At 45.7% G+C, this 12867-nt stretch carries 9 protein-coding genes; 5 read left to right on the top strand and 4 right to left on the bottom strand.

Going from position 1 to position 12867, the window contains the following annotated elements; all coding sequences use genetic code 11:
* Window positions 1-90 precede the first annotated feature (90 nt).
* From Q1A41_RS12445 to Q1A41_RS12430, 4 genes are all read right to left on the bottom strand, one after another.
* Window positions 91-759, bottom strand: a complete 669-nt coding sequence (locus Q1A41_RS12445; protein WP_299979354.1) for a DUF2894 domain-containing protein — start codon at window positions 757-759, stop codon at window positions 91-93.
* Complete coding sequence (locus Q1A41_RS12440) at window positions 756-1436, bottom strand: OmpA family protein (RefSeq protein ID WP_299979351.1); 681 nt, start codon at window positions 1434-1436, stop codon at window positions 756-758. Before Q1A41_RS12440 ends, Q1A41_RS12445 begins: the two co-directional genes overlap by 4 nt.
* A gap of 9 nt (window positions 1437-1445) precedes the next feature.
* Complete coding sequence (locus Q1A41_RS12435) at window positions 1446-4190, bottom strand: DUF802 domain-containing protein (protein ID WP_299979348.1); 2745 nt, start codon at window positions 4188-4190, stop codon at window positions 1446-1448.
* A 99-nt stretch (window positions 4191-4289) separates the two neighbouring features.
* Complete coding sequence (locus tag Q1A41_RS12430) at window positions 4290-5087, bottom strand: DUF3348 family protein (protein WP_299979345.1); 798 nt, start codon at window positions 5085-5087, stop codon at window positions 4290-4292.
* 279 nt (window positions 5088-5366) lie between these two features.
* On the opposite strand from Q1A41_RS12430, the gene Q1A41_RS12425 reads away from it, so the two are divergent.
* The 5 genes from Q1A41_RS12425 (at window position 5367) to Q1A41_RS12405 (ending at window position 12813) form a co-directional block, all read left to right on the top strand.
* Entirely contained in the window at window positions 5367-6533 is a 1167-nt protein-coding gene (locus tag Q1A41_RS12425) for an MFS transporter (RefSeq protein ID WP_299979342.1), read from the top strand.
* 283 nt (window positions 6534-6816) lie between these two features.
* Window positions 6817-8439, top strand: a complete 1623-nt coding sequence (locus tag Q1A41_RS12420; protein WP_299979339.1) for a HAMP domain-containing methyl-accepting chemotaxis protein — start codon at window positions 6817-6819, stop codon at window positions 8437-8439.
* Between the two features lie 273 nt (window positions 8440-8712).
* Window positions 8713-9924 (top strand): hypothetical protein, encoded by a 1212-nt coding sequence (locus tag Q1A41_RS12415; protein ID WP_299979336.1) that lies wholly within the window; start codon window positions 8713-8715, stop codon window positions 9922-9924.
* A gap of 774 nt (window positions 9925-10698) precedes the next feature.
* On the top strand, window positions 10699-11889 hold the full coding sequence (locus Q1A41_RS12410; RefSeq protein WP_299979333.1) for a serine hydrolase: 1191 nt from the start codon (window positions 10699-10701) through the stop codon (window positions 11887-11889).
* 324 nt (window positions 11890-12213) lie between these two features.
* A complete protein-coding gene (locus tag Q1A41_RS12405; protein WP_299979330.1) occupies window positions 12214-12813 on the top strand; it encodes a thiamine biosynthesis protein ThiC in 600 nt (199 codons plus the stop codon).
* Window positions 12814-12867: the final 54 nt, after the last annotated feature.

Raw genomic sequence — 12867 nt, 5'->3', positions numbered from 1 at the left:
TGAAAAAGAGCTAAATCAAGTGCTTACCTTACCCAAGACGCCCTTAGAATGTCAAAACATGAAAGCTTTGCACAAGGTAGGAGCTTGCCCTTAAGGTTTCGCCTTTTTGTTGCCCTTAGATTTGCTTTTTGATTTAGCTTCTTGTGCAGCCTCTTCTAACCACATAAGTGAACCCATATAAGACACAAAGCGATTAAAGTAAGCCGGTGATAGCTCCTGCATTTTGGTCAGCGTTGTGATCACCAGCATATGTTGGTTAAGTGGGCCTGGGTTTTCCGGGGCTTCATTACCCACTGCCATGGCAATTCGGCTACCGCGCATTTTCTCCCAAGAGCTACGAAAGGAAGCTAATGATTTTAATTCCTTGCGGCCACCGGATTTCCTCTTGGGGCGTTTTCCTACATTGCTAAGCACAGCATTTTCTTGTTGCTGTAAGAAGTCGGTGAGTGATTCTTCTTGGTTTTGCTCGCCTAGCTCAATGTCTCGGTTCAACAGCTCATGGGTGAGTGCCGATAACTTGGCAATTGCGGGCTGCTCGGCTTGTGCGTCTTCTTGTCCCTTGGCTTGTTGTGCTGTTTGGTAGTCCTGTTGGTAACGCTCTAAAGCTTTACTAGCCTTATCCAGTACCAAGTTTGAGGCTTCATCGGGTAGCAAAATGGCACGCTGTATCAGGGCGTCGATATAGGCATAGCGAACCGGGTCGAAGTGATGTCCGCCACGACTGTGTAGATCCGCAAGTGCTTCGGCGACATTGTTCATGAACGACTGCCTGAGTTTGCTGCGGTTGTCGTATTCGCTTGATTTACGTCAGCTTGCGATTTGTTTCTGGGTACTGGCGCCATTTCAACGCGGCGGTTTTTAGCACGGCTTTCATCATCGCTATTTTCAACTACGGGCTGCTGTGCACCAAAGGCAGCTGCAAAAACGCGATCCTGTGGCATACCCGAGTCGATCAACGCGCGGGTAACCGTTAAGGCGCGCTGTGCAGAAAGCTCCCAGTTGTCCCGGTAATGTAGGTTGCCACTTTGTATGGGACGGTTATCGGTAAAGCCGCTAATCATCAATAATTGATCGCGATCCGTTAAATAGACGCGCAGGGGCTCTACCAACGTTTGCAATAAAGCTTCGCCCTCGGGCTGTAGCTGATCTGAATTGCTGGCAAATAAGAAGCTGCCACGAATACCAATGCGACCATCGCGTAAAGTGACTCTGCCGCTGGAGAGTGGATCAGCCAGTGCTTGTTCAAGGGCGATACGACGCTGTTCTTCAGCTTCGCGTTTCTTAACCTCTTCCTCTAGGGTTTTAGCCAGCTCTAATTGAAAGCCAAGTACCCATACTAGAATTAAAACAAATACACCTACCAAGCCCGACATTAGGTCGCCAAAAATGGCCCAGACCGGTGAAGATTCACTATTGGCGTCTTCCAGTTCTTCCATGTCGTAACCTTAGTTAACAGCTTTCTCTTCACGCAGCTGGCGTAGGCCATCTAACATTTGCTGCTGGGAAACAATACTTTGATCGATAATTTCGCGTGCTTGGGCGACGTAATAGCCTAGCTGCTCATCGCTTCGGTTGCCGGCTTCACTAAGCGAGCTTTCGATGCGAGTTAGGTTTTCGGTCATAGCTGTATTTGAATCGCGGAACATTTCTACCGCAACACCAAAAGCCTCACCAAGACTCGACAGCTCGGCGCTACTGCCAGCAAATAGAGCAACCATTTCATTGAGCTTTTCGGATTCATCGGCGACTTGTTGGGTGAATTGCTCACCAATAGTATCCAGTTTGCCAGTAGATTCGCTTACCAAGCTTTCAATGGCTTGCTGCTGGCCCGCTGCCGTTTGCTGAATAGATTCCGATAAGCTGTTTAGCTCTACTAAAACATCGCGGCGTTCGCTTAGAAGGCCGTTATCGCGTTCGATATTCTTAGAGATCTCGGCACGTAAATGCTCGATCACCTCGGCCGCTGCCCGCGGCGCTTCAGACGCTGTTTCTATCAAGCGAGTCATTGGTGCCTCTAGAGACTGCCCAAGATCGGCTAAGTGATTGGCGACAGTAGCTTCAAGCTGACCCAGTTGAGCCACCGCAGCTTCGCCACGGCTTTGCTCCTGCTGGCATAATTGCTCGAGCTGTTCGCCCAACACATTGCTTAACTCGCTCATGCGTTGTTGCTGGGCCGCCAGCCATTCGCTTTCGCTGTCCATGCGCTGTTGCAATAGCTGTTCAGAAGAGCTCATAAGGCCGTTAATCTGTTCAAGCATTTGTTTGGCGTTTTGCAGCCAGTGGGCATTCATATCTTGAGCGCTTTGCTGCAAGGTATGGGCGAGTTCTTGTTGCTGTGTCTTGTTTTGCTCGCCGTTTTCACGCCACTGGATATTTAATTCATTGGATACCGCTTCAAAACGCGTTAATAACTGCTCAATAGTTTGCTGTTGATGTTGGCTTTGCTCTTGTAGTTGTTGACTAAATTCCGCCGTGTTCTGTTGCAACTCTTTGGAAGACTGCTGCTGGCTATTCTCAAGGGCTGTTTGCCAACTTTTAACACGCAGCTGTTCGGCTTCTTGTTGCTGCTGAAGCCAGCCATTACTGTTCGCTTCAACTTTGCTAAGTAGATCTTTAGAAAGCCGTTCAAACTCTGAGCTATAGGCGTTCAAGTTATCTTTGTCTTGTGCCAGTAAGCTTTGATTAGCCTGTTGGTGGGCTGCTAAACCTTGCTGCCAAGCTTGCGCAACATCTTGGGCGCTGTTACTAAAGTGCTCACTTAAAGATTGTAGCTGTGAAGCTGCCAGCTCAGTGATACGTTGCTGAGTAGCACGGCCGCTTTCTTCCAGCTTTTGCCCGGTTGCCATGCTGCTATCACGCAGTTGCGAAAGTGTTTGCTCTGTAGTTTCTTTTAGTAGCTTATGGGTGGCGCTGCTGCTTTCTTCCAGTTTTTTCTCGGTTGCTAAGCTGCCTTCTTGCAGTTGCGACAGAGTTCTCTCAGTACTTTCTTGCAAGAGCTTATGGGTAGCATCGCTGTTGCTATCAATTTTTTGTAATGTTTCTTGGGCATTATTGATAAGTGCCTGCTGATTATCGTGCGCCGTACTTTTTAGCTGCTCTAATGTTGTTGTGCTTAAATCGGCAACTTGTTTTTGCACGGTTTCAGTTTTACCGTTGAGCTCTTGTAAGTATTGTTGGGTCTGCTTCAGTAATTGTTGCTGAGTTGCCTCAGCACTATCTGTAAGTTGTTGCAGGCTGCTGTCATTACAGCGGCGTAACTCCGATTGAATATCGCCCAATGTTTCCTGTAGCACGGGTTTTATACTCTCACCTACAAGACGGCTGTTCTCAACACTTAAGCGGCTAGTTTCTGCGACACTGTCGCTCAAGGTCTTTTCGACCGTAGTGCTTAGATTACTAAATAGTGAAGTGAGTGATTGATTTAATTCACTTTGATTATTGGCAAGGTTTTGCCCCAGCTTCTCACCCATATTTTCCAGAGTGTGAGCTAAGCTATCTAAGCGATCGGCGACGGCTGGCAGGGTATCGGCTTGTAGTTGTAAAGCGCGATAGGTTTGCTGGCGGCTGTGATTTAAAGAAAAAGCACGCAAGCTACTATTGATTTTTTGATCGAGACGTTGGGTTTCAAAAATTCGCGCACGTCGGCTGAGGGTCGACATTAAACCCAGCATGGCTGAAGCCGCCACACCGGCTACCGAGGTGCCAAAGGCCAAACCTAAGCCTTGAATAGGTGCGGCAAGGCCGGCTCGAATGGCTTGCAATTCGCTGTTGCTTTCCAATGCAGTGACCGCACCTTGCAAGGTCTCAACCATTCCAATAAAGGTACCCAATAAACCCAGCATTACCAGTAGGCCAACTAAATAAGGTGTTAGAACCGGTACGGGCAGTGCAACACGTTCACCTTCAATACGGGCTTGGGTGGCATTTCTTAATACCGGAGCTAGCTTGTTAAGCCATGGCTCTAGCGATTCTGGAGCTTCTTCTTGATCGTCTAGATTATCTAAAGCATTGGCCAGCGATGTGGTGGCCTTACGAAACCCTAATAGCTCGATTGCCCCCAATACAAAAACGCCGCCAATAACAGCCGTGACAGTAAAAGCCAGGGCGTCGCTGCCAGCAAATATCAAGGCCATCCAAATGACGGCGGCAGAACCTAGAGCAAAGGCGAGGGCGAATAATAGTCTGTTCATAAGATCTTCTTACTTGTTTCCTTTTTCGCTTTCCATTGCCAGCGTCGCGCTATGCGAACGCTTAAATCTATTTGTTTAGGAAAAGCGGATATTTATTCTTTAGGCTTTGGCCTTTTCTGCTACGGCTTCGGCGGATTGTTTTTTCGAGTGGCTTTTTTTATCAAGCTCAGGGCTGTCCTCGTCAAAGGCTTCTATCAGGCCCATTACGGGCATCAAGCGCAGTTCTAGCTCAGCAAACAGCAGCTCGCGCATGTCGTCAGAAAAATGATTAATCCAGCTCGGACTTGCTTCTGGAGTCGATTCGCTGGGTTGTTTGGCAAGCGAGTCTTGGTATTTTTGGCGCAGTTGCTCAAAGTGAGTTTCTAGCAGCCTGGGTATCGCGGCCAAACATTGTCTATCGTAGCCGGCAATCGCTTCCCCAAAAGAGCTTTCTAACATGACCAGCTGTGCCAATCGTGGTGAGTGACCAGCGGCAGCATCACGCACGTAGGAAAGTAGGTGCTGAACCTTCAGTTCTATCTGTCTTTGCCTGGCACTGTAAAACTGCACATACAGATCAAAGTTATTGAGCTGCTCTTGTGTGGCATCTTCACGATAACCCGGGAAGCGAACCCTAGCGCTGCCATTACCGGGCGTAAAGCATTCAATCAGTGTTTCTATTAGCTCTTGATTAACCCGCAAAAACTCTTGCTGTACTTTTTCTGCACTAGTAGATCGAGGCTCAAAACGAAGCCTAACGAGTTTTAAAGGTAAACCAGACAGCGCCAAAGACTTGTGCAGCCCGATTAATTGACTGATGCGTTCGGCAAACGCCTTGTCGAAAAGATCGGCATTGGATACATCTAGATCGTTCAAAAAACGAACTAGTCGAGAGCCTTCTATAGAAATTTGAGCCATGTATGTAACGCGTGCCGTAAGCCAGTATTCAAAAAGTCGTACTTAAGTCTTGTTCCGGCTATTAATTGAGCAATGCGAACAGTTTCTAACCGTGGCCACTATTTTTTAGTCGGCCGGCTATTATCAATAACTGAGGCCAAGATTCAAGCGGCCTAAGGCGTCAATTTGGCGCTTGTTTGTGAATGCTGAATAAACTCTGAATGCTTACCGCCTAAGTTTTGGCTTAACAGCTTTATCTCGTATTATGCCTACCCAAATTATTGTGCAGTGGCCCTATTTATGCGTAAAACAACTCTATTGTATTCAGCGGCACAAGCTTTGGCATTGTGCGGTGCGGTTATCACTGTATCCATTGCGCCACTGGTAGGTAAGCTATTGTCACCTAGTGCTGAGTTGTCAACGCTGCCGTACGGCCTACAGTTTGCCTCTGTAATTGTATGCTCATATTTGCTGTCTATGGCCATGAAGCGTTTTGGCCGCAAACCTGTTTTCTACTTGGCGTGTTTTAGCTTCGCTTTGGGAGGCAGTTTGGGGGCCTACTCAATATACAGTGATTCGTTCTTTCTAAACTGTCTTGCACATGCCTTGTTTGGCATGGCCTTCAGTGCCTTTGCCTATTTTCGATTCGCCGCGACCGACGGTTTAAGTAATGAGCAAACGGCAAAAGCCGTATCTTTAGTAACTTTAGGTGGTGTGGTGGCCGCTTTCGTAGCGCCGATATTAACAAGCCATAGTCGTTTGCTTATTCCCGATTATGCCTTCAGCGCCAGCTATTTGATGTTTATCGTTTTGGCGGTATTACTCGCTTTTGTTTTAAGCACTGTCCCTAATGTTGCTACAAGTAAGTTGGCCACCGATAAAGCGAACCCTGCAAGTTCTGCAGCTAATCAAAGTTATAAAACCGAGTTAATACTGGCGATTTATGCCTCTGGCTTTGGTTATATGCTGATGGCGCTTTTAATGATGCAGTCTTCCCTAAAAATGAACGCAATGGGCATAGAGTTCGCTAGCATCATGTTAGTTATTCAATGTCATGTCCTTGCTATGTTTATACCATCGCTATTTATGGGGCGAATAATTACTTTAATTGGGGTGGGGCGCGTAATCTTTGCTGGCTATATGGTGATGTTGGCATCGATGCTTATTGCCATCAATTTTGAAAGCTACCATGGAATCTTGGTGGCGCTGATCGGAATTGGGCTAGGTTGGAATATGTTGTACGTTGGCGGCAGCGCTCTGGTGGCTTCGTTGCCAGGCGATGCCCATAAATTGCAAGGGCTGAATGAATCTGCGGTGGCAGTGCTTAACACTATTGGCGCGTTTTCTGCGGGTTGGTTATTTGCCAGTATTGGCTGGGAAAACAGTAACTGGGCGTCAATGTTTTTGCTACTGCCAGGCTTTGTGATGCTAATGCTCGCTTGGATTAAGAAATCGAAGAAATTATAAACTTACTAAAATTGGGGGGCGAAGATTTGTTGATCGGCCCTATCTTTCATGTTCTCACAGAGGCTTCTTAATAGGGGGCTTCTCTCTAGTCGCCTCTAATTGTCGAGTGTTTGAGTCTTATAAGTCTTTTTGTAAAAGCCGCTTGCTATCAACCTTTGAGATTTGGTTTTTTCCAAATCTTGTCTTTATCCAGATTAAAAAATAATCAAAAAAACTAAGCTTTATTGAACGGTGCCGATAACAATGTTGAATAGTCTACCATTGTTTTTATTAGAGTTAACTAATGAATGTAATCAGCGGATCGGTGAGAAACAAGCTTTTGAGCATTTTGGCTCTAGGTGCTATAGCTGTTTCTATCATAGCGGGTGTAGCTGTACACCTTGAAAATAAGCAGCTAAACAAGTTTCGTTTACTTCTCGATAGAGAAGTGGCGATAGAGCGGGATATTTTGCTGTTAAATAGCGAATTTAAAACCCAGGTACAAGAGTGGAAAAATGTGCTTTTGCGTGGGCATCAGCCGGCGGATCTAGAAAAGTACTGGGGGCGCTTCCAAGAACGTAAGCAGTCAATTATGGCTGATTCGAAGGCCATTATGGGGCGTTCCAATAGCCGTGCGGTAAGCGGCAATTTGAAAAGTTTCATGCAGGATTACCAGATCATGATGGCTAAGTACGAAGAGGCCTACGAAATCTTTATCACCGATCTAGATCCCAATGCAGCAGACAACTATGTTCGAGGTATTGATAGGGGGCCGTCGAAGCTGTTAGCAGAAACTGCAAAGTCGGTATCATTGGATGTGCGCCAGCAAACACAAAGCAACATTGCCAGCTCTGCGGCCGTAGAGAGTTGGGCTTTGCCGTCAATATTATTCGGGCAGCTTATCGTATTGTTGATCGGTACTGCGATAATGAACCGAAACATCGTAAAGCCAACTAGAGCGCTGATTGCTTCCTTAGATTTGATTAAGGGCAAAGATTTTTCTCAGCCTGTTCAGGTTTCATCGAAAGATGAGCTCGGCCAAATCGGTGGTGGTTTAGAGGAGATGCGCCTATCGTTAGTTTCGATGTTAGAGGCAATGGATGGATCGGCAAAAAATCTGACCGAAGTTTCCGATTCGGTATCGATAATCTCTGGTGAAATTCAGCAAGATTCACAGTCCATTCAAAAAAATGTTGAGCATTCGGCTACCGCCACGAATGAGATGTCGGCGTCTATCCAAGAGGTATCTAGGAACGCATCATCTGCCGCGAATTCAGCAAGCACGGTGAATGACAATACCGAAATCGGCAGGCAAACAATGGATAAAACCATTTCTTCAATGCGTACACTTGAAACCGATGTTGAAAAAACAGCCGAGGCATTAGAAGAGCTAGAATCTTTGGTAGCGGGTGTAGGGTCTGTTCTGGATGTGATTGTGGGTATTGCAGAGCAAACTAATCTGCTTGCATTGAACGCCGCCATTGAGGCTGCAAGGGCCGGAGATCAAGGGCGAGGTTTTGCTGTTGTAGCGGATGAGGTGCGAACTTTGGCGCAAAAAACACAAGATTCGACTACTGAAATTAAGAGCATAATCGAGGCTGCGCAAGCTGGCTCAGAAAAAGCAGTTTCCGCAATGAAGCTTGGCGTCGAGCAAACACGTAAAACTTCCCAATTGGCTCAAGAATCCAGTGAGGTGATGCGAAATATCAAGTCGGAAATTGCTCTTGTAAGTGATATGAATGCCCAGATCGCAACAGCTGCGGAAGAACAAAGCTCGGTGGCCGAAGAGATTAATCGTAGTGTTGTCGAAGTATCAAGCAGTGCTAAAAACTCCTCTCAGCAAGTGAAATCTGCATCAGAGGCCACTGTTCAGTTAATGAATAGTGTAAACCAGTTAAACGACTTGGTCGGGCAGTATGTTCGCTAAAGAGGTGTAGTTTTTTAGGAGTAGGTTTTTAAAACTCAAAAGCCCTGCATCGAATGCAGGGCTTTGTTATATATGGTATTCCAAATTCGGATTTCGCGTAAAGCTTACATTCAGTAAGAGAAATTTATTATAATTGCATAGGCAATCACTAATACATTTCTCCCAAATTCTTTGCTGCCCAAAATATAAATTGGGTGTGATTTGATTGTCAAAATTGGCAGCTCAGTAAAGGGGATAAAAAAGCAAAAGACATAGTGTTTTTAAGGAGTCCTTGTGTCGCGCTCTGTTATCTTCCGATGCCTATTATTGGCTGTCGCTGTTCTGCCATGGTCATTCACGAAAGCCCAAATTCCAACTCGAATCATTGTTAATGAAGGTTTTGAACGACCCGATTTAAACGCAACTTGTGGTATTCCAGGTTCGGGTTTCGATCAAATTGATCAAAGTGCTGTTCAAGGTTGGCTTACTACCGCGCCTAGTCAAACTGGATTGAGCTGCGGGCCCACGACCGGGTCGCCTATCGAAATTTGGTCGGATGGCTTTTTATCGGTCCCAGCCTTTGAGGGAAATCAGTTTGCCGAGGTGAATGCCGAGAGTGTCGCTCGTTTGTATCAAGAAGTGTGTTTGACGGCGAATGAATCGGTGAACTATCAGTATTACCATCGTGCAAGGGCCCAAGCTAATGAAACTACGCGTGCCTCTTTACACGATGCAGCGGGTGCGCTGGTGTTTAGTGGTCCGCTTGATGCTGTGTCATTAGGTGATGGCTGGGTACAACATTCAGGGGCTCTAACAAATGATGCAGTGGCTGGCGCAAGACAATTTAGTTTTGAGTCGCTATCACCTGCCAGCCCAGTTGGTAACTTCATTGATAGTATTACAGTTGATCTAAGGCCTTTGGTCGAAATTCAATTGAATACCATGTCGCCGGCTTCTGGTTCTGAAGATAGCGTAGGCAGTATGGAATTTGCGCTGATTATTAGTGGTACCCTAGATAGTGATGCGGTTTTTAATCTGACATTGGATGCGGCTTCAACGGCTTCACCACAACAGGATTTTAGTATTACTGTTGGTGCTTTGGCAGGCCGGGGTGAGGTGAATAGTTTTAATGGCGCTAGTGGTGAAATTCAGCTTACTCTGCCAGCAGGGGAATATGATCCTAACCAAACAGATAATAGTTTGGGGCAGCAGGGCGTTATTGTATTACCTTTAAATATCAGCGCCGATACAATATATGAAGGTAATGAAACAATAGTCTATAACTTAGGTGCGATTCAAAGTGGCGGTGGTAGCACGCCAGATAAAAACTTAGAGTTTAACGACTCTACCTGTAACGGTACGATTGTATCTCAGGTTATGGGCACTATTGTGGATGATGAGCCTGAACCGCCAAAGCAAGTGCCAGCTATTGGGGTGTGGGGACAATTAACCCTAATTATATTAATGCCACTTGCAGTACTACATCGACGTCGAAAGCGCGTTTAATTGATACTGAGCTTGGATTATATTGCATAAAGCGTGGTGAGATTTCTAGTGCACCACGCAGACTGGTTAAAAAAGACATTCGTTCAATTTGCTACATTACTCCAGCGGCTATTGCAGCAAAGCTAACCCAGCAAACCTAGTTTTCCCTCAAGAAGAATGTATAGCCTAAAACTTGCCAATAGAATGGCGAGGGATATCGATGACGCTATGATTAGCGACTTGTGCACTCTGTTTCTAAAGATAATGCTCGCTAAAATTGCATAAATTGCTGAAGCTCCCCCATAAGCAATGGCATGAGCAACCAACACTCCATTAATAAAACGGATTGAGCTCTTCCCATACTCGTAGAATGAATAGGTGAAAAATAAAGACAAGCAAGTGCAAGCCACCGTGAATGTGAGGGCTATAAAAACAGATAAAGATAACAGTTTATTAATGTGAGCCCTCCTGGCTGGTAACGCCTATATAGCGATAAGACAAGTGAAAATAACTAACTGCGTCTGACTTCAGTGCAAACAGTATATTGTCTTAACTAATGGGTCAAACATCCCCTCTAGTTTGAGCTATGATGTGTAAGGAAGATCTAAATAGCTGTTTTCTTCAGTTATTGTTTTGTGGCTATGCCCTACGAGGCTCCCGTGCATTGGTATTCAAACCTCTTAATTCCTCGCTTTGTCGATCTTAGCATACACATATTGTTATTGAGCCCCTAGTATATGCTTAGAAGAGCAGGACTAGGAAATCACTGGAATAACAATAATGAGGAAGGGTTTTATGTTGGGTTCAACTAGGTTTGTAAATATAGCAGCGGGCACCCTTGCCTTATGCTTTTCAAGTTTGGCGATAAGCTCTGGAGCTCCAGAGCTTGCGGAGGTAGATCCTGCTAAGCTTTCCTACTCCTTTGAAAAAGATCTGCCTAACTTGTCGCCGGCTTATATAGAGCCTAGTCCGCTAGGTCGAAGAGATGGCATTGAGGTTGCGGATTTACGTTCGCACACTAACGCAAGCAGTGATATTTTGGCTTTTGCAAAGGAAGCAGCAGCTTCAAAGTTTGGTGAATACGATAGCTTGCTGATTGCCCACAAAAACAAACTTGTATTTGAATCTTATTTTAGAAAAGGGCGAGTAAACCTACCGCACTTTCAGGCTTCTGTGACTAAATCCCATACGGCTTTAGCTGTCGGTCGAGCTATTCAGTTGGGTTATCTGAGTATGGATGATTTAGACAAGCCCGTTATTCAGCTGTTAAAGGGCTTGGATAAATCAAAGCTAGCGAAAGGCGTTGAGCATATTACCCTTCGCAAAGCCATGACCATGAGTTCTGGCCTTAGGATTGAGGAAGAAGAGCTTCGCCAATTAACGCGCAGTGCTAGAGAAACTAAGGGAAGCGACATTGTTCAACAGCTGCTTGAAGCAACGGCTGCCATTAGCCCAGAATCACAGAGTTTTTTGTATCAGGGCGTGGATCTAAGTATTGTCATGCGCGTGTTGGAAGAAGTCGTGCCAGGCTCATCAATGAACTTCATTGATAAAGAGTTGTTGAGCAAGCTTGGTATCTCGGTTTACCGGTGGAGGACTGATGCCAACGGCGTGGCGATAGGCGCGAGCGGTTCTAGTATCACATCTCGAGATATGTTGAAGCTGGGTTCTTTGGTATTAAACGACGGGCAATGGAAAGGTGATCAGTTAATTTCGAAAGCTTTTTTGAATGAGGCGACCCGTAAACTTACGCAACCGACCGATGACTGGATTCCTGACAATTACTACTATGGATTTTATTGGTATCCAACAGACTTTACAGTTAATGGCAAACAAATCACTGTAGATATGGCGTGGGGTGGCGGTGACCAGCGTATTATTGTATTCAAAGAGCTAGACTTGATTGTTGTGGTTACTGGGGCGACTCAAGAGGGTACGATTATGGATCAAATTGCTCAGGTAATTTTCCCCGCATTCGATAAGTAGTCATTTAGCTGTGAGCTTGTGTGTAAGCAGTGCGGCGTCGAAGTCAGACTTCGGCGCCATCTAACACAAATATCGAATCTATAGTCTGAGGCCTTTAACCACACTTACAATCAGGGCAATAGATTCTTACATGCCGCACGATGGCTCCTCATACCCTATATTCTAACCAGCTTAACCCCATATGCTCTCAAGTCACCGTATATAAGAAAAGACTTAATTTTATTGCTGCTACAGTCGCCGGTTTGATTTCGACTGCTTAGATATTAATCTATGCAGTCAAAACACCATCAAAACAATAAACACAACACCAGCTGAGGTACGACTGTGAACTTTACCCCTAAACAATTAACCCAATTCTCCGCCTATATTTTATTGGTATTGGCGCTTACCCAAGTTGTTTATACAGCGCTTTATGTTGCCAAGCTTGATGTACCAAGGCAGTTTTTGTGGGGCTCCGAGGGCCTGCTGTTCACGGTATTGATTGCTTTCGCTGGTGCAGCCATGGTGCAGCTAAAAGAAAATCAGCTTGTATGGTCGGCTATCGCGTTTAGTGCTGTGCTGAATGTGATTCAGGTGAGTGTTGGCATAACCCTGTTTGGCAGCTTTAGTGAGGCTGCATCTGAAGTAGAAGGATTGAAGCCTGCGCTAAGTGGTGTAGTCGCGTTGTCCTTTATGATTTATTACGCCGCTAAACTTTTATTGGGCATGGCGGCCTTGGGAATGGGCTCAGCACTTATGTCTGAAGGCAACAAAGCCTTGGGCGGTTTAACAGCTCTTGTTGGCGGCATTGCTGTACTAGCTAATGCCATTTTGATCACCTTTGGCCGTGACGGCTTTTTACCCTCTAGCGTTGCTGGTGCGACCGGTGTGTTGGCGACTTTGTTGTTGGCGATTTGTTTAATTGTTGCGGCTCGTAAAAGCTAAGTTGGCCTAGGTAGCGGTTTGCTACACAGTTAAATTAAAAACCCCAACAGAATT

The sequence above is a fragment of the uncultured Pseudoteredinibacter sp. genome, from assembly GCF_947502065.1.
Lineage (GTDB): Bacteria > Pseudomonadota > Gammaproteobacteria > Pseudomonadales > Cellvibrionaceae > Pseudoteredinibacter.
This window is presented reverse-complemented; position numbering and strand designations above follow the sequence as displayed.

What these genes read in the sequence shown, in the direction of transcription:
- Q1A41_RS12445 (WP_299979354.1), bottom strand. Translation starts at nt 759, where the DNA reads ATGAACAATGTCGCCGAAGCACTTGCGGATCTACACAGTCGTGGCGGA.
- Q1A41_RS12440 (WP_299979351.1), bottom strand. Translation starts at nt 1,436, where the DNA reads ATGGAAGAACTGGAAGACGCCAATAGTGAATCTTCACCGGTCTGGGCC.
- Q1A41_RS12435 (WP_299979348.1), bottom strand. Translation starts at nt 4,190, where the DNA reads ATGAACAGACTATTATTCGCCCTCGCCTTTGCTCTAGGTTCTGCCGCC.
- Q1A41_RS12430 (WP_299979345.1), bottom strand. Translation starts at nt 5,087, where the DNA reads ATGGCTCAAATTTCTATAGAAGGCTCTCGACTAGTTCGTTTTTTGAAC.
- Q1A41_RS12425 (WP_299979342.1), top strand. Translation starts at nt 5,367, where the DNA reads ATGCGTAAAACAACTCTATTGTATTCAGCGGCACAAGCTTTGGCATTG.
- Q1A41_RS12420 (WP_299979339.1), top strand. Translation starts at nt 6,817, where the DNA reads ATGAATGTAATCAGCGGATCGGTGAGAAACAAGCTTTTGAGCATTTTG.
- Q1A41_RS12410 (WP_299979333.1), top strand. Translation starts at nt 10,699, where the DNA reads ATGTTGGGTTCAACTAGGTTTGTAAATATAGCAGCGGGCACCCTTGCC.